The 15,451-nt window shown below is 63.5% G+C and carries 14 protein-coding genes and 1 pseudogene; 5 read left to right on the top strand and 10 right to left on the bottom strand.

Translation table 11 applies throughout. From position 1 onward, the window contains the following. The 4 genes from recJ to GJV64_RS04070 all read right to left on the bottom strand — a co-directional run. Window positions 1-1,682, bottom strand: a 1,682-nt coding sequence (gene recJ / locus GJV64_RS04085; RefSeq protein WP_164156006.1) for a single-stranded-DNA-specific exonuclease RecJ, incomplete at its 3' end; no start/stop codon positions are given. 52 nt (window positions 1,683-1,734) lie between these two features. Next, window positions 1,735-2,715 (bottom strand): class II fructose-bisphosphatase, encoded by a 981-nt coding sequence (gene glpX, locus GJV64_RS04080; protein WP_164156005.1) that lies wholly within the window; start codon window positions 2,713-2,715, stop codon window positions 1,735-1,737. Window positions 2,716-2,771: 56 nt separating this feature from the next. Further along, the gene (locus GJV64_RS04075; protein ID WP_164156004.1) at window positions 2,772-4,064 is read right to left on the bottom strand and encodes a homoserine dehydrogenase; all 1,293 of its coding nucleotides are present in this window, start codon (window positions 4,062-4,064) and stop codon (window positions 2,772-2,774) included. A 3-nt stretch (window positions 4,065-4,067) separates the two neighbouring features. Next, on the bottom strand, window positions 4,068-5,279 hold the full coding sequence (locus GJV64_RS04070; RefSeq protein ID WP_164156008.1) for an LL-diaminopimelate aminotransferase: 1,212 nt from the start codon (window positions 5,277-5,279) through the stop codon (window positions 4,068-4,070). A gap of 327 nt (window positions 5,280-5,606) precedes the next feature. Between GJV64_RS04070 and GJV64_RS04065 the strand changes: the two genes are divergently transcribed. Genes GJV64_RS04065 through GJV64_RS04050 form a run of 4 tightly spaced genes read left to right on the top strand, consistent with a single transcriptional unit; the run spans window position 5,607 to window position 8,733 of the window. Then, window positions 5,607-6,191, top strand: a complete 585-nt coding sequence (locus GJV64_RS04065; protein ID WP_164156003.1) for an ankyrin repeat domain-containing protein — start codon at window positions 5,607-5,609, stop codon at window positions 6,189-6,191. 11 nt (window positions 6,192-6,202) lie between these two features. Continuing rightward, on the top strand, window positions 6,203-7,981 hold the full coding sequence (locus GJV64_RS04060) for a PHA/PHB synthase family protein (protein WP_164156002.1): 1,779 nt from the start codon (window positions 6,203-6,205) through the stop codon (window positions 7,979-7,981). Beyond that, window positions 7,981-8,529, top strand: coding sequence for a cupin domain-containing protein (locus GJV64_RS04055; RefSeq protein WP_205599521.1), 549 nt, complete (start codon window positions 7,981-7,983; stop codon window positions 8,527-8,529). The genes GJV64_RS04060 and GJV64_RS04055 overlap by 1 nt, the downstream gene beginning before the upstream one ends. Before the next feature lie 45 nt (window positions 8,530-8,574). Continuing rightward, window positions 8,575-8,733, top strand: a complete 159-nt coding sequence (locus GJV64_RS04050) for a hypothetical protein (protein ID WP_164156001.1) — start codon at window positions 8,575-8,577, stop codon at window positions 8,731-8,733. 63 nt (window positions 8,734-8,796) lie between these two features. Here GJV64_RS04050 and GJV64_RS04045 read toward each other — a convergent pair whose 3' ends face one another. Continuing rightward, window positions 8,797-9,777: a retron St85 family RNA-directed DNA polymerase gene (locus GJV64_RS04045; RefSeq protein WP_164156000.1), complete on the bottom strand. Its 981-nt coding sequence runs from the start codon at window positions 9,775-9,777 to the stop codon at window positions 8,797-8,799. Then, a pseudogene (locus tag GJV64_RS04040) lies at window positions 9,774-10,478 on the bottom strand (retron St85 family effector protein); the annotation flags it as partial. The gene GJV64_RS04045 and the pseudogene GJV64_RS04040, both read right to left, overlap by 4 nt. 199 nt (window positions 10,479-10,677) lie before the next feature. Between GJV64_RS04040 and GJV64_RS04035 the strand changes: the two are divergent. Next, window positions 10,678-11,562, top strand: coding sequence for an IS1595 family transposase (locus GJV64_RS04035; RefSeq protein WP_164155998.1), 885 nt, complete (start codon window positions 10,678-10,680; stop codon window positions 11,560-11,562). Between the two features lie 89 nt (window positions 11,563-11,651). Here GJV64_RS04035 and GJV64_RS04030 read toward each other — a convergent pair whose 3' ends face one another. The 4 genes from GJV64_RS04030 to GJV64_RS04015 form a co-directional block, all read right to left on the bottom strand. Then, the gene (locus GJV64_RS04030) at window positions 11,652-12,116 is read right to left on the bottom strand and encodes a hypothetical protein (RefSeq protein WP_164155997.1); all 465 of its coding nucleotides are present in this window, start codon (window positions 12,114-12,116) and stop codon (window positions 11,652-11,654) included. After that, window positions 12,113-12,955 (bottom strand): hypothetical protein, encoded by an 843-nt coding sequence (locus tag GJV64_RS04025; protein ID WP_164155996.1) that lies wholly within the window; start codon window positions 12,953-12,955, stop codon window positions 12,113-12,115. Before GJV64_RS04025 ends, GJV64_RS04030 begins: the two co-directional genes overlap by 4 nt. Window positions 12,956-13,508: 553 nt before the next feature. Further along, complete coding sequence (locus tag GJV64_RS04020) at window positions 13,509-14,993, bottom strand: flavin-containing monooxygenase (protein WP_164155995.1); 1,485 nt, start codon at window positions 14,991-14,993, stop codon at window positions 13,509-13,511. A gap of 48 nt (window positions 14,994-15,041) precedes the next feature. Then, on the bottom strand, window positions 15,042-15,451 hold a 410-nt coding region (locus tag GJV64_RS04015; protein WP_235927588.1), incomplete at its 5' end, for a GcrA family cell cycle regulator.

Below are 15,451 nucleotides of genomic sequence, written 5' to 3'. Positions count from 1 at the left end.
GCCCGGCCGCCGGTGGCCTGCAGCTGGGCCCCCAGCGCGCTGTCGGCCTGCCGCCAGGCCATCGCCTTGATGCGGCCGCCGTCAGCGCCCTGGAGTTGCAGCCGCAGGTGATTCTCCCCCACCACCCGCGCATCGACGACCCGGAACGGGCCGGCGGCCACCCTTGGCCCCGGCCAGCCCTGGCCATAGGGGCCGCCGGCTTCCAGCACGTCCACCAGCGCGGCATTCAATCCGCGCGGCGCCATGGCGGCATCGATGGCCAGTGACTTCTCTGCCGTCGCTGCTGCCACCTGTGCTGCCAACCGCTCGTTCAGATATTCGTCCAGCGCCGCGATGCCGTCGGCCGCCACCGTAAGCCCGGCTGCCATGGCATGGCCGCCGCCGGCCAGCAGCAGGCCATGATCCTTCGCCGCCAGCACGGCTGCGCCAAGATCGACGCCGCTGATGGACCGGCCCGAACCCTTCGCGGTGCCATCCGCCTGCACGGCGATCACGAAGGCCGGGCTGCCCATCTGTTCCTTCAACCGGCTGGCAACGATGCCGATCACGCCGGGGTGCCAGCCCTCGCCGGCGACGATGGTGCAGCCCGGAGCCGGCCTGGCCGCCGCCAGCGCTGCCTCGGTCACCGCCTGTTCGATGGCGCGGCGTTCCTGGTTCAGCGAGTCAAGCTGGGCGGCGATGGCGGCCGCTTCGGCGGCGTCATGCGTGGTGAGCAGCCGCACGCCGAGATCGGCCTGGCCCACCCGGCCGCCGGCATTGACGCGTGGCCCCAGCGCAAAGCCGAGATCGCGGGCAATCGGTGCGCGTGCCAGCCGGGCAGCATCTGCGAGCGCGGCCAGCCCGATATTGGCCCGGCCGCGCATCACCTTCAGCCCCTGCGTGACAAAGGCGCGGTTCAGGCCCCGCAAGGCCGCGACATCGGCCACCGTGCCCAGCGCGACCAGATCGAGCAGATCCATCAGGCGCGGCTCGTCGCGATTGGCAAACCAGCCGCGCGCCCTGAGCAGGCGGTTGAGCGCAACGGCCAGCAGGAAAGCCATGCCGACGGCCGCCAAGTGGCCGTGGCTGGCTGCGTCCTCGCTTTCGTCGAGGCGATTGGGGTTCACCAGCGCCAGCGCCGGCGGCAGGCTGGTCCCCGCCTTGTGGTGATCGACCACGATCACGTCCAGCCCTGCGGCGCGGGCGGCCTCCAGCGCCTCGAAGCCTTGTGTGCCGCAATCCACCGTCACCACCAGATCGGCGCCGGCCTGTTTCAGGGCGACCAGGGCGCCGGCCGAGGGGCCATAGCCCTCCAGCAGCCGATCCGGGATATAATGGCCCACTTTGCCGCCAAGCGCCCGCAGCAGGCGGATCAGCACGGCCGCGGACGTGGCGCCATCCACGTCATAGTCGCCATAGATGACGATGGCCTCATGGCGGGCCAGAGCATCGGCCAGCCGCTCGGCGGCGCGCTCCATGTCGGTGAAGATCGACGGGTCGGGCAGCCAGTCGCGCAGGGTGGGGGATTTCAGGCGCCCGAAGTCGCTGTCGGCGCCGCCGCGCGTGCGGAACAGGTGCTTCAGCAGCGCCTCATCGTCGCTGCGGCCGGTCAGGTCATCGCCGGGCGGCAAGCCGCCGCGCCAGGCCCAGCGCTGGCCGGTCAACGAGGCGGCAACACCGAAGACGGGGCGGGAATGGTCCATTGCCCTGTCATGGCGCCCGCCACAGTCGCCGGCAAGCGCGCTTGTGGCCTGATTATCTGTGCTTATGCCCGCGATGTTCGCCGCTGACCCAGCGGATGGTGCCCGACGAGGCGCGCATCACCACGCTCTGGGTGGTTATCACCCCGTCCTTGCGGCGCTTTACGCCCTTCAGCATCGAACCGTCGGTCACGCCCGTCGCGGCGAAGATGCAATCGCCCTTGGCCATGTCGGTCAGGCCATAGATACGGTCGAGATCCTCGATGCCCCAGCGACGCGCGCGGCTGCGCTCATCCTCGTTGCGGAACAACAGTTTGCCCTGCATCTGGCCGCCCACGCAGCGCAGCGCGGCAGCGGCCAGCACGCCTTCCGGCGCGCCGCCCGATCCCATGTAGAGATCGATGCCGGTATCGGGATTGGTGGTGGCGATCACGCCGGCCACGTCGCCATCGGGGATCAGCATGATGCCGCAACCGATGCTGCGCAGCTCGGCGATCAGTGCCTCGTGGCGGGGCCGGTCCAGTACGCAGACGATGATCTCGTTGGGGTGGACTCCCTTGGCCGCAGCCACGGCCGCGACATTGGCGGTGGCGCCGAGGCTGAGGTCGATGACGCCATCGGGATAGCCGGGGCCAACGGCGATCTTGTCCATGTAGACATCAGGCGCGTTCAGCAGCCCGCCCTGTTCGGCGATCGCCAGCACGGCCAGCGCGTTGGGGCCGGCCTTGGCGGTGATCGTGGTGCCTTCCAGCGGATCGAGCGCGATGTCGATGCGCGGGCCGGTGCCAATCGCGCGCCCCACCTTCTCGCCGATGAACAGCATCGGGGCTTCATCACGCTCGCCTTCGCCGATCACCACCGTGCCATCGAAATCCAGCTGGTTCAGCGCCTCGCGCATGGCTTCCACGGCGGCCGCATCGGCGGCCTTCTCGTCGCCGCGGCCGATCAGCTTCGAGGCTGCGACGGCGGCATTTTCGGTGACGCGCACCATCTCGAGCACGAGCACGCGATCGAGCACATGACTGGCAGCCGGCATCTCATCCCCATTTCATTGGTCGAATCGTTGGTGGCGCCGCTTTACGCCTCGAACGTTCAGAAATCGAGAATGTGCATCATCACGGGCTGGCCCACCACTGCCGGCGAGGCCGCCATGTGCGCCAGGCTGGCCAGCACATCGGCTTCCCGCGCCTCGTGGGTGACCATCACCACCATGGTGTCGCCGGCGTCCGAGCCGCCGCGCTGCACCAGGCTTTCGATCGACACGCCGGCATCACGCAGCGCCGCCGTCACCTCGGCCAGCACGCCCACCCGGTCGGCGACATTGAGCCTCAGATAATAGCGGCCACGCCTGTCGCCGGCTGCGGCGCGGGGCAGGGCGGCCAACTGGCTCACCGGCATCACGAAGGGCGGACGCACGTCGCTGCGGGCAATGTCGACCAGATCGGCCACCACGGCGCTGGCGGTCGGGCCTTCGCCGGCGCCGCGGCCCTGGAAGAACAGCCGGCCAACGAAATCGCCTTCCACCACCACGGCATTCAGGCTGCCCATGGTGGTCGCCACCGGGTGATCCAGCGGCACCAGCGCCGGGTGGACGCGCTGGAACAGCGCGCCATCCTGCACCTCGGCCAGCCCGACCAGCTTGATGCGGAAGCCCAAGGCCGCCGCCTGGGCGATGTCGACGCTGGCGATGCTGCGGATGCCGTGGCAGGCCACCCCGGCAAAATCGATGCGCGCCCCAAAGGCCAGCGCGGCGAGGATCGAGAGCTTGTGGGCGGTGTCGATCCCGTCGATGTCGAAGCTGGGGTCGGCCTCGGCAAAGCCCAGCGCCTGCGCGTCGGCCAGCACGGACGCGAAATCCAGCCCCTCGGCCTCCATGCGCGACAGGATATAGTTGCAGGTGCCGTTCATCAGGCCATAGACGCGCAGCATGCGGTTGGCGGCGGCGCCTTCCGATATGCCCTTGATCACCGGGATGCCGCCGGCCACCGCCGCCTCATATTTCAGGGGCAGGCCGGCCTTCTCGGCCGCCTCGGCCAGCGCCAGGCCGTGGTGGGCCAGCATCGCCTTGTTGGCGGTCACGAAGGGCTTGCCGGCGGCCAGGGTGCGGCGGGCCAGCGTGAGGGCAGGGCCGTCGCTGCCGCCAATCAACTCCACCACCACGTCGACATCGTCGCGGGCCGCGAGCTCGGCAGCATCATCCACCCAAGCGATGCCGTCGAGGGCCACGCCGCGATCCCGGCCACGGTCCCGCGCCGACACGGCGGTGACGACGATGGGCCGGCCGGCGCGGCGGGCGATCAGCTCGGCATTACCTGCCAGCACCTTGACCACCCCGGCGCCCACATTGCCCAGCCCGGCGATGCCGATCCGCAGTGCTTCGCTCATGGTTCAGGCCCCGGCCTTGGCGGCGGGCGTGTTCACCCCCATCGACTGCAGATATTTGCGGATGTTGCGGGCGGCCTGGCGCAGGCGCTGCTCATTCTCCACCAGCGCGATGCGCACGAAGCCTTCGCCATCCTCGCCATAGCCGACGCCCGGCGCCACCGCGACACCGGCATGGGTGAGCAGCTGCTTGGAGAATTCCAGGCTCCCGAGGTGCCGCAGCGCCGGCGGCAGCGGCGCCCAGGCGAACATGGAGGCGCGCGGCGGCGGGATGTCCCAGCCAGCGCGGCCAAAGCTTTCCACCAGCACGTCGCGGCGGCGATGATAAAGCTCGCGGTTCTGGGCCACAATGTCCTGCGGGCCGTTCAGCGCCGCCACGGCCGCCGCCTGGATCGGTGTGAAGGCGCCATAATCGAGATAGGATTTCACCCGGGTCAGCGCCGAGATCAGCGTCTTGTTGCCCACCGCAAAGCCGATGCGCCAGCCGGCCATCGAATAGGATTTGGACAGCGAGGTGAACTCGATCGCCACGTCCTTGGCGCCGGGCACCTGCAGGATCGACGGCGTGGGCTGGCCATCGAAATAGATTTCGGAATAGGCCAGATCCGAAAGCACCCAGATCTGGTGCTTCTTCGCGAACGCCACCACCCGCTCATAGAAGGCGAGGTCCGCCACTTCGGCGGTGGGATTGCTGGGATAGCCCATCACCAGCACGCTGGGCCGGGGGACCGTGAAGCGCACCGCGCGCTCCAGCGCCTCGAAATATTTCTCGTCCGGCGTCGTCGGCACGCTGCGGATCGTCGCTCCGGCAATGATGAAGCCGAACGTGTGGATGGGGTAGGAGGGGTTGGGCGCCAGCACCACGTCCCCCGGCGCGGTGATCGCCTGGGCGAGGTTGGCCAGCCCTTCCTTGGAGCCGAGCGTGACAACCACTTCCGTTTCCGGATCGAGATCGACCCCGAAGCGCCGCGCATAATAGGCCGATTGTGCCCGCCGGAGGCCGGGGATGCCGCGCGATGCGGAATAGCCATGGGCATCGGGCTTGGCCGCCACCTCGGCCAGCTTGGCAATCACGTGGGCGGGCGGCGGCAGATCGGGATTGCCCATGCCCAGGTCGATGATGTCCTCTCCGGAGGCGCGCGCCCGGGCCCGCATGGCGTTCACTTCCGCGATCACATAGGGCGGCAAGCGTTTGATGCGGTAGAATTCATCCTGCATGGGCATTTCCGATGGGCTGTTGGCGTTGCCTTAGGCAAGCGGTGGACAAAAGAAAAGCGGCGGAGGAACCAGTTTGTTCCGCCGCCGCCGGTGAAAGGCTCTGATGGGTGGTCGAGCCTCAGTTCGGTGGCGGCGTGGGGGCAGCCGCGGCGGCAGCTGCTGCTGCGCCGGCCATGCTGGCTGCATTGATGGCCGCGTGGGTCACGCCGATGGTCCTTCGTGCCGGCACGCTGCCGACGGTTGGCGGATAGCGCAATTGCGGTGCCGGCGCCAGCCTGTTGGAGATTGCGCTTGGCGCCTTGCCCGCGCCGGGGCAGATTACCGGCCATGACGAAAAGCCTGCCTGCCCTGATTGCCGAGGCGGTCAACGCCAGCGATCTGCCGGCAATCCGGCAGCTGTTCACCGATCATCCCGAGCAACTGCACGCCCAGACCTTCTTTGCCGGCCAGACCTGGCTGGGCTATGCCGCGCAAAAGGGGCAACTCGCCGTTGTCGAGACGCTCGCGGCGCTGGGTGCAGACATCAACCAGGGCGACCGCGAAGGCGCTCGGCCGATTGTGTCAGCTGCCAGATTCGGCCATGCCAACGTGGCTGGCTGGCTGCTGTCACAGGGCGCGCTGCTCGACACCGATGTCTCGGTCCGCAACCCGCTGTTCGGTGCCATCACCGGCCAGTCCCCGTCGATCGTGCGGATGCTGCTGGCGGCCGGTATCGATGCTGGCGTACGCTATCACGATACGTGGGCCGATCTCGACGCGCTGGCTTTCGCTCTGCTGCGCGGCGAGGCCGAATGTGCCGCTTTGATTGCCGATCACCTGTCTGCCGGAAACGTCGCGCTGCGCGTCCGCCTGCTTGCAGAAGCCGACACCATTGCCGAAACCAACGCCAACCCCAGGCGCCGCCGCCGTTGAGGACCCTGCCCATGTCGACCCCAGAACCCACCGATACCCCCAAGGATCTTGGCGCGCTTCAGGAACAGGCGCAGGCCAATTTCCAGAAGGCCACTGATCTGGTGGGCAAGGGCCAGCAGATGATGCTGGAGTTCTGGACGAAGGAGCATGGGGCCACCCCCATCGTGCCCGATCCGCTGGGCATGATGACGACCTGGACGCGGGCTTGGACGGCCATGCTCTCCGACCCCGCCAAGTTGATGGAGCAGCAACAGCGCTACATGCAGGATGCCGTTGCCCTGTGGCAGCGCTTCCTCACCCCCAGTGCCGAAAAGCCGGCCGTGAAGGACAAGCGCTTCACCGGCGACGCCTGGGCCGAAACGCCGGCCTTCGATTTCCTGCGCCAGTCCTACCTGCTCACCGCCAGCCACATCATGGAAGCCGCGCAGGGCATCGAGGGCATGGACGCCGCCGAGAAGGACAAGGCGCGCTTCCTCATCCGCCAGTTCGTTGATGCCATGAGCCCATCGAACTTCATGGCTACCAACCCGGAGGTGCTCACCGCCACCATCACCAGCGGCGGCTCCAACCTGTTGAAGGGCCTCGAACATCTGCTGGAAGACCTGCGCGCCGGCCGCATGAAGATGACCGACGAGAACGCCTTCGAAGTGGGCCGCAACGTCGCCATCACGCCGGGCAAGGTGGTGTTCCAGAACCGGCTGTTCCAGCTCATCCAGTATGCGCCGGCCACCGAAACCGTGTTCGCGGTGCCGCTGCTGATCTTCCCGCCGTGGATCAACAAGTTCTACATCCTCGACCTCACGGCCGAGAAAAGCTTCATCCGCTGGTGCGTCGCGCAAGGCCTCACCGTGTTTGTGGTGAGCTGGAAGAACGCCGACGAAAGCCTGGCCGACGCCACCATCGACACCTATGTCCAGGAAGGCATGTTCACCGCGCTGAAGGTGGTGAGGGAGATCTGCAAGGCCGACAGCGTCCACACCATCGGCTATTGCGTCGCCGGCACCACGCTGGCCGCCGCGCTCGCCGTGCTGGCGGCGAAGGGGGAGGCGGGGCAGGTGGCCAGCGCCACCTTCTTCACCGCGCAGGTCGATTTCTCCGACGCCGGGGAGTTGAAGCTGTTCGTCGATGACCCGAGCATCGAAACGGTCACGCGCATCACCGGGGACAAGCCGGTGCTCGACGGCCGCTACATGGCCAGCACCTTCAACCTGCTCAGGTCCAACGATCTGATCTGGAACTATGTGGTGAACAACTACATGCTGGGGAAGGATTATTTCCCCTTCGACCTGCTCTACTGGAACAGCGACGCCACCAACGTGCCGGCCCGCTGGCACCGCGAGTACATCAGCGAGATGTACCGCGACAACAAGCTGATCCAGCCCGGCGGGATGACCGTGTGCGGCGTGCCCGTGGACCTCTCCACCGTGAAAACCCCCAGCTACATCCAGGGCGGCAAGGAAGACCATATCGCGCCGGCCCGATCGGCCTTCAAGCTGACCAAGGCCTTCACCGGCGAAACCCGTTTCGTGCTGGCCGGCAGCGGGCACATCGCCGGCGTCGTCAACCCGCCGTCCTCCGGCAAATACCAATACTGGACCAACGATGCCGGCGCCGAAACCTTCGACGCCTTCGTGGCCGGCGCCAAGGAAACCAAGGGCAGCTGGTGGCCCGACTGGCTGGCCTGGCTCACGCCGCGCTCCGGGGACAAGGTGAAGGCCCGCGTGCCGGGTAAGGGCGCCTACAAGGCGATCGAGGACGCGCCGGGGGCCTATGTGAAAGAGCGGATCTGATGAGCGACTTCAAGGCAGCGATGCGTCGGATCATCACCGGCGATGATGCCGATGGCCGTTCGGTGATCATAATCGATGGGCCGCCCTCATCGAGCGCCGGCGAGGTGGATGTGGGCGGCCTGTTCGAGATCTGGGAAGATGCCGCCAGCGGGGCACTTGATCCCAAGGATCACGCCGATCTGGGCACCACCACCCCCGTCCTCGGCCCGCGACCGGGCAATGTCCAGGTGCGCTGGTTCGTCGTCACGCCGCAGCCCGAGGGCGTGCCCAAGGCGGCTCTCGATGCCGCCACCCGCGCCGCCTTTGCCACCGTGCACGGCGATCACCACATCATCGACCAAAGCCGCCACTCGGCCATGCACGAAACCCACTCGCTGGACATCATCTGCCTGTTGCAGGGCGATGTATCGCTGATCCTGGAAGGCACCGAGACCCGGGTAAAACCGGGGCAGGTCGTCATCCAGCGGGGCACCAACCACGCCTGGGTGGCGCATGGCGGCCCGGCGCTGCTGCTCGCGGTCCTGATCGACCGGGAATTGGTGCACTGATCCCTGTTCCGCAGCCGCCATCGCCCATTCCGTCACGGTGGCCGCATGCCCGACTGGACCAACAAGGCTGACGCCGACAGCTTCGACGCCTTCGTGGCCAGCGCGCACGAAACCAAGGGCAGCTGGTGGTCGGATTGGCTGGCCTGGGTCGCGCTGCGCTCGGGCGAGAAGGTGAAGGCCCGCGTGCCGGGGAAGGGACCCTAGAAGGCGATCGAGGACGCGCTGGGGGCCTATGTGAAGGAGCGGATTTGAGGGGGCAGTGTGCACCTACCGTCTTTTTGTTCGGTTGACGGTTTCCGGTCTAGGTCGCTTGTAATCCTTTGTGGAAGCCATTATTTTTCCCATGACATCATTTCCGTACCTCGTCGTTAGCTTCGCAAAGAAGGTTGGTTCAACTCCCTTAGTAAATGCAATGATGCCGGCTAATTTTACCGTCTGATCAACGTCGAGCTTGCCCCTGATAAAATGATCAATACCGGCTCTAATAAGCCGCTTTCGCGACCTACCAACAGAAATATTTCCATCGAGAGTGAGAATAAGTCCGGTTATATTTCTTTGATATCGTTTTGTTACCAGAACTGTCTTTTGCGAATTTAGTGCCAGTTTTGGGTGGCTCATACTGTTCATCGCGGCGCGGATAGCCTTGGGAACCTCTAGCAAATTTCCTGTCCTAGGCGCTGAGAATGTTAGGTCATCCGCATAGCGTGTGTAGACAATCTTATGACCCTCAAGCAACTTCGATAGCCGCTCGTCAAAGTCGTACATAAGAAGGTTGCTCACAATTGGCGACGAAGGTGCGCCTATGGATAGACGCAGTATACGCCCTCCCTTTGGGCGCCTGAACAATAATCTACCACTACGGACGGCATCTTCTTTAGAAAAAAGTCCAACCCTTAAGCAATACGAGATCCAAGCCTTCTCTGTAATTGACGGAAAAAAATCCTTGAAATCATACTTAAGAATAGGGCCCGCATCTGAGTGCGCTGACGCATTCTTGATAATCGACGAACCTGGAGAATACGCTGTTGCACTCGGATGTACCGGTAAAGATAACAAATACGCTCGTACGATGGCTCGCTGCGCCGCTTTAACTTCGGGTGCTGGCTGTGCGATCTCGCGCTTGCCACCGTTGCGTTTTGAAATTTGGTATACCTTATATCGCTCAGGTGCTGTCAATATGAGACGCACGACTTCGCGTTCACCTAAGTGCAGCTCATTCATAAGGAACGTGATGAGAGGGCTTGTCATATGCTCACCCTTCCTATGGCGGCCAGTCGATCTGGTTCGTTAATTTGCCAATGATCGCGGAATTCACTTCGCCTTCTGATCTTATCGCCTCGTTCGCTCAGAAACTTGAAGCTTGCTGCTTCGTTCAGGTCGCGGTTAGCGAAATGGAGACGGTCGAGTCCGCGCCTAGTATAGTCTGCCCATTTAAGTTGCTTGCAGCAAAACGATATTCTATCAAGATCCCTTTGCTGAATTGGTATCCTCAAAGCATCAAACATCAATATCAATTCGTCATCAGTCAAACAAATCGCTTCACGCAGCATGCCAACGTAAAGCTTACATAAGTGATTAAAATTACGACTATTAAATTTTGTATGCCCCTTGGCTTCATTCATTCTTCGGTTAAACGACGGCTTAACCAGTCTAATCAATTCGGATTGATTTATATCTGCAATGTGCGGCTTGTTGTAGTTTATTGAGCCTTCTACAATCGCATGGACTGAGTTTGGTTGAGTCCGAAGCAAACCTGCGAGAGGGCCTTGGTTTACGAACCCTGGATCGCCTAAATATGACTGCACAACCGCAACAAATAGTTTCGAACGAGTGAGTTCATTTGTGTAAAAACAGCCTAATTCGGTAAAGCTCCCGGGGCTCTCAGGAAATAATAATATTAGCTCGCAGATCGATGCGAGATCGATCTCGAACTCAACCAAGTCTGTATAAGGGCAATCTTTCTGAAAAAGTCGCCAATCTCTTCCGTCGTGATAGTAACATCGTCAGGTGATATTTCCAGGCCGCCACCCCTCAGAAAGGCGTCTCTGAATGATATAGGCCGATCGTTGGTAGCATCCGTAACACCGCCACAAACCAGGGGGTGTATCCCCCTTGCATACGTAGAACGGACGGTGTATATAATGGGGCATGACGAAGCCCCTCACCACCCGCGAGTTCTTCAAGCAGTTTCCGGATGACGAAACCTGCCTGAACCACCTGTTCGATGTTCGCTTTGGACAGGGCCACACCTGCCCCAAGTGCGAGCGCCCCTCGAACTGGTATCGTATCAAGGCAGAGCGGGCCTATTCGTGCCAGTGGTGCGGCCATCACCTGCACCCCACCGTAGGCACCCCTTTTGAACAGACGCGCACCCCGTTGCAGCTTTGGTTCTATGCCATCCACCTGTTCACCACCACGCGCCACGGCGTGAGTGCCAAGGAATTGCAGCGCCAGCTTGGCGTGACCTACAAGACGGCATGGCGCATTGGCCATGAAATCCGCCTGCACATGGCCGCCGTTGATGGCGAAGGCCCGATTGGCGGCCCTGGCACCGCTGTGGAGGTTGATGAAACGCTGATCGGCGGCGTGAAGAAGGGCAAGCACATGCGCGGCAGCGCCGGCAAGACGGTGGTTGTCGGGGCGCTGGAGCGCGATGGCAACTTGATCGCCAAGGTTGTTCCCAATCAGCGCCGTGCCACTCTCCAGCCCTTCGTGAAGGCCAATGTCGAGCCGGGCGGCGAGCTGCACACCGATGAACTCACCAGCTACGCCGGCCTGCACACGCAGGGCTATCGCCACATGACGGTAAACCACGGCGCGGGTGAATATGTCGGCTATCAGGGCGCGACCGTGAACGCGATTGAAAGCTTCTGGAGCCACCTCAAGCGGTCAATCGGCGGCACCCACACCAGCGTGAGCAGCAAACACCCTGAGCGCTACGTTAAGGAGTTCGAGTTCCGCTTCAATCGCCGGAACGCGCCGGCTTCGATGTTCGCTTCACTGACTTCGCAGTTTCCGTCAGACGGCGAGTGAGATCGGCGGCCTTGTCGGCATCGCCGGGCGCTTGGCCTTCCGCCTCGCGTTCGGCGATGAAGCCTTCAAGGTTGCCATCAGCGAGGGCCTTACGGAGTGTCGTCATGACGCGGGAACTCCGGCTCCAAGTTGAATACGGCAAACGTGATATCCAGCAGGATGAGCACGTAGAAGCATACGATCCAAAGCGCCAACGCATTCACGGCAAGCGCGCCAAAAGGCAAGGCCGCAAGCGGCTGCTTGGCCAAAACAGCTACGACCCCCACGGCAAAGAGGCCGATCAGCCACCAAGCCGCCTGCCTGATCTCGCGCCGGACGTTGGCTAAAAAAGGCTGCCCCCGGCGTTCCTCCAGTGCGTTCAAGCTCAAATGCAGCTGGGCCAGTGAGGCAAGGCTAATCGCCAGCACCACGCCAAGCACGTTGACAAGCTGTTCGTTCACAAACTTTGCCAGCAATTCGTTGCAATCGCCGATCCATGCCGGACGGAACCAGGCGCACGCCGCCAGCGCCAACGCAATGACTGCCAACGGAAAATAGGCGCGAATGTAGCTCACTTGAACAGTATAGCACCAAACTTCGCCCAAAGTGAAGGCCTATCTGTCGACATAACCTCATCTTCATCAAGATCGACCGCTAGAACTTCCTGCTCAGAATCATAAATGATTTTCTTTCCTTTCTTCAGTTTTGCTGTGCCACCGCCTTTCGATACGTAATCGATAGCGTCAACAATGTTTGGCTCCTCTAGCTTAAGCAGTCCGTTTTCATTGCGAAGGACAACATCAACGCGATGGGCGTTGTTATCCTCGCGCGCGCCCTTCAGGCTTTCGTTGAGCGATGATCGCAGTCGCAGAATGTTCGGAGTGACAAACTCGAAGGCAGCCGCCGTGATCTCATTCTTGTGACGACGCACCGCTTCCCAAAAGTCAGCTGGGTTTGAGACCACGCTGATCTCGATCCTCCAACCAGAGTCCGGGTTCATGGCGTTGATATGAGCCACAAGGGATTGAAGCACCGGCAAGGGAGAGCCAACGTCGCCCCTGTCTTGCATGGCTATCTTTTGGCCATCTTCATGCTGCCGGGTGTCCAGAAGGATGTTTGATGCGCGCCAGCCATTGATCTCCGCTTCTTGGAAACCCGCCTCTGGCGGTCCGTTAACGATCTCAACAAAACTCCGACCTATGCGGCCCACGACAATGGAACCATCTTCAAGCGGCGTTGCGCCCACGCTGACGTAAACGAAGCCGGTCTTGCGGTGGGTAAAGTCGATCCGCTGCCCAAAGACTTGCTCAAGATACGCCTGTCTGGAAAGCTCTGGGGGCAATTCGCCTAAGGCCTCTAGCAGGCCGGGCCGATCCTGGGACACCAAGAAGAGCCTAAGATATTGGTAGCGCATACCATCCCCATCTTATGACCCTGCGTCAAAGCTAGGCCACGCCGAGGCGATGAGTCAACTACCTATGCGAAGGGGATACACCCCCAAACCAGAATGTGCGGCTTCGGCGGGTAGACCCGGATGCTGACTACATCTATGTCACGACAGAAATCGTCAAGCATCCGGGCTGCTTACCTAAGCCCCGAACGGACGAAGTACTCGGCCGAGCGGAGCGGCCCCTGGGCGGCCGAGTACTTCGTCCGTTCGGGGCCGATAAAACTTACCAATCGATTTCGATCTGGCGAAACACCAGACCAGCCAATTTAATGGCCTACTCGCGTAAGCATCAGTTTTATCACTCGAACTATGTCAACGAGTCAATCGTCTGATGCGGTGCGGTGAGCAGAAATTTGACCGCTTTGATGGTAGGCTTGGCGCTGCAGTCACCGAGCCACTATGGCCCCGTGCCTTTGTCTAGCCATACGGCAATGCAATGGACGCTTGCCAGCGAGGTCCGCCGGAAAATAAGAATGGGTGCAGGGTCCTCGACCCTGCCCGCCGGAGGCCCCACTTCCTACTCCGCCGCTTCCAGCACCCGCTCCGCCACCGCAGCCGCCTTCCCAAACACCATCTCGTCCGTCACCGGGCCTTCCAGCAGTTCGCGGCGGTCGTAGGTGTAGTTGGCGGTCACCAGCCACGGGGCGCGGTTGCCGGAGCGGGGGAGGGCGTCGGCGCCGCGTTGGACGTAGCCGGAGGCGAGGTCCATGGCGAGGCGTTCCGGGTGGACGTCTGGCGCCGGGGTGGGGGTGGCGCTGTCCAGGCCTTCGCGGCGCATGTGGTTGATCAGCCGGCAGACATAATCGGCGATCAGGTCAGACCTCAGGGTCCAGCTGGCGTTGATGTAGCCGAAGCTCTGGAACAGATTGGGGAGACGCGAGAACATCATCCCCTTGTAGGCGAGGCTGTCGGCGATGCGGCGCGGTTCGCCGTCCACGCTGATGGCCATGCCGCCCAGCGATTCCAGTTTCAGGCCGGTGGCGGTGACGATGATGTCTGCCGGGAGCAATGCGCCAGAGGCGAGGCGGATGCCGCCGGGCTCGAACCGCTCGATCTGGTCGGTCGCGATGCTGGCGCTGCCGGCGGTGATGGCCCTGAACAGGTCTGCATCCGGCACCAGGCACAGCCGCTGGTCCCACGGGTTGTAGCCGGGGGTGAAGTGGGTTTCGAGGTCGTAATCGGCGGGCAGCAGTTTCGCGAGCCGCTTCAGCAGCGCGGCGCGCACCTTGCCGGGGTTCTCCCGCGTCTGGCGGTAGAACCACTGGCCGAAGCTGACATTCTTCCAGCGCACGATGTTGTAGGCCATCTGCGCCGGCAGCACCGCCTTCAGCAGGTTGGCAATGGCATCGGTTGAGGGGCGGGAGACCATCCAGGTCGGCGTGCGCTGCAGCATCGTCACATGCGCGGCGCGCTTGGCCAGTTCCGGCACCAGCGTGACGGCGGTGGCGCCCGAGCCGATGACGACGATGCGCTTGCCGGTGTAATCAAGGCCTTCCGGCCAGAATTGCGGGTGGATGATCTGGCCGGCAAAGTCCGCCTCGCCCGGCCAGGTCGGGCGGTGGCCCTGCGCGTAGTTGTAGTAACCGCTGCACATGTAGAGGAAGCGGGTGGTGAGCGTCTTCGGGCCCGCGGGGGTGCTGGCCGTCACCGTCCAGCGCGCGGCCTCGCTGTCCCAATCCGCCTTCGTCACCTTGTGGCCGAAGTGGATGTGCGGCGTGATGCCATGCTCGTCCGCCGTTTCGCGGATGTAGCTGCGAATGGAGGGGCCGTCGGCTATCGCCTTGGCAGACTTCCACGGCTTGAAGCGATAGCCGAGCGTGTACATGTCGGAGTCTGATCGGATGCCGGGATAGCGGAACAGGTCCCACGTGCCGCCGATGGCCTCACGCCCTTCCCAGATCTGCCAGCGCTCGCTCGGGCAGGCAGTTTTCAGATGCACGGCCGCGCCAATGCCGGACAGGCCGGCGCCCACGATCAGCACATCGGTATCAACGTCGCTCATGGCCCGAACGTAAGCGCGGCACCCCGCCGCTGCAATGCGGCCGATGTGCTAGCGGCGGGTGCCGCCGCCCGGAATGGTGGGCAGCTGGCGCGGCCGGTCACGGCGCGGCATCTGCGCCTGATAGGCCACCAGGCAATGCTCCCCGCAATAGGGGAAGCCGGGGTTGGCCGGCTTGCCGCAGAAGTGGAAATCGACATCGTCAGGATGGCCGATGGGCCACTTGCACACCTTGTCGTTGAGATCGAGCAGGGTGGTGCGGGTCTGCTTGCCGCCCTTGGCCGGGCGGGCCTGCGGCGCCACCGGGCGGGCGGCGGGCGCGTGCGGCGCCGGCATCGGGGCCTGGGGCGAAGCAGCGGCGGGTGCCGGCGCCGGGCTGGCCGGGGCAGCGGCGCGCGGCGGCGGGGCCGGGGCGGGCTGTGCGGCCGGTGCGTCGCCGGCCTTCACCGGCGACGGGCGGC

Origin of the sequence: Sandarakinorhabdus rubra (assembly GCF_010994245.1) — a bacterium.
Lineage (GTDB): Bacteria > Pseudomonadota > Alphaproteobacteria > Sphingomonadales > Sphingomonadaceae > Sandarakinorhabdus > Sandarakinorhabdus rubra.
This window is presented reverse-complemented; position numbering and strand designations above follow the sequence as displayed.

Excerpts from the sequence above, each read along its gene's own strand:
- glpX (WP_164156005.1), bottom strand. The coding sequence starts at position 2,715 with ATGCCGGCTGCCAGTCATGTGCTCGATCGCGTGCTCGTGCTCGAGATG.
- GJV64_RS04075 (WP_164156004.1), bottom strand. The coding sequence starts at position 4,064 with ATGAGCGAAGCACTGCGGATCGGCATCGCCGGGCTGGGCAATGTGGGC.
- GJV64_RS04070 (WP_164156008.1), bottom strand. The coding sequence starts at position 5,279 with ATGCAGGATGAATTCTACCGCATCAAACGCTTGCCGCCCTATGTGATC.
- GJV64_RS04065 (WP_164156003.1), top strand. The coding sequence starts at position 5,607 with ATGACGAAAAGCCTGCCTGCCCTGATTGCCGAGGCGGTCAACGCCAGC.
- GJV64_RS04060 (WP_164156002.1), top strand. The coding sequence starts at position 6,203 with ATGTCGACCCCAGAACCCACCGATACCCCCAAGGATCTTGGCGCGCTT.
- GJV64_RS04055 (WP_205599521.1), top strand. The coding sequence starts at position 7,981 with ATGAGCGACTTCAAGGCAGCGATGCGTCGGATCATCACCGGCGATGAT.
- GJV64_RS04050 (WP_164156001.1), top strand. The coding sequence starts at position 8,575 with ATGCCCGACTGGACCAACAAGGCTGACGCCGACAGCTTCGACGCCTTC.
- GJV64_RS04045 (WP_164156000.1), bottom strand. The coding sequence starts at position 9,777 with ATGACAAGCCCTCTCATCACGTTCCTTATGAATGAGCTGCACTTAGGT.
- GJV64_RS04035 (WP_164155998.1), top strand. The coding sequence starts at position 10,678 with ATGACGAAGCCCCTCACCACCCGCGAGTTCTTCAAGCAGTTTCCGGAT.
- GJV64_RS04025 (WP_164155996.1), bottom strand. The coding sequence starts at position 12,955 with ATGCGCTACCAATATCTTAGGCTCTTCTTGGTGTCCCAGGATCGGCCC.
- GJV64_RS04020 (WP_164155995.1), bottom strand. The coding sequence starts at position 14,993 with ATGAGCGACGTTGATACCGATGTGCTGATCGTGGGCGCCGGCCTGTCC.